At 65.2% G+C, this 270-nt stretch carries 1 protein-coding gene; it reads right to left on the reverse strand.

Annotation, left to right across the window (positions count from 1 at the left end; genetic code table 11):
- Nucleotides 1–270, reverse strand: a 270-nt coding sequence (locus QSV46_RS39840; protein WP_314964109.1) for an ATP-binding cassette domain-containing protein, incomplete at both ends; no start/stop codon positions are given.

Below are 270 nucleotides of genomic sequence, written 5' to 3' on the forward strand. Positions count from 1 at the left end.
GATCGGCAAAGCGTTCGATCTCCGCCATGTCACGGCCGATGTAGATCATCGGCAGCGCGAGCTTCTCGGGCAGGCGCTCGACGAACGGCAGAATCTCACGTTTGGCGCAGCTGTCGAGCGCGCCAAGCGGCTCGTCCATCACAAGCAGTCTGGGCTGAGACAACAGCGCGCGACCCATGGCGACGCGCTGCCGCTCGCCGCCGGAGAGATGCGAGGGAGAGCGGTCGAGCAGCGGCGCCAGGTCGAGAAGTTCGAGCACCTCATCAAACG

Origin of the sequence: Bradyrhizobium cosmicum (assembly GCF_032290525.1) — a bacterium.
In the GTDB taxonomy this organism is placed as follows: Bacteria; Pseudomonadota; Alphaproteobacteria; order Rhizobiales; family Xanthobacteraceae; genus Bradyrhizobium; species Bradyrhizobium cosmicum_A.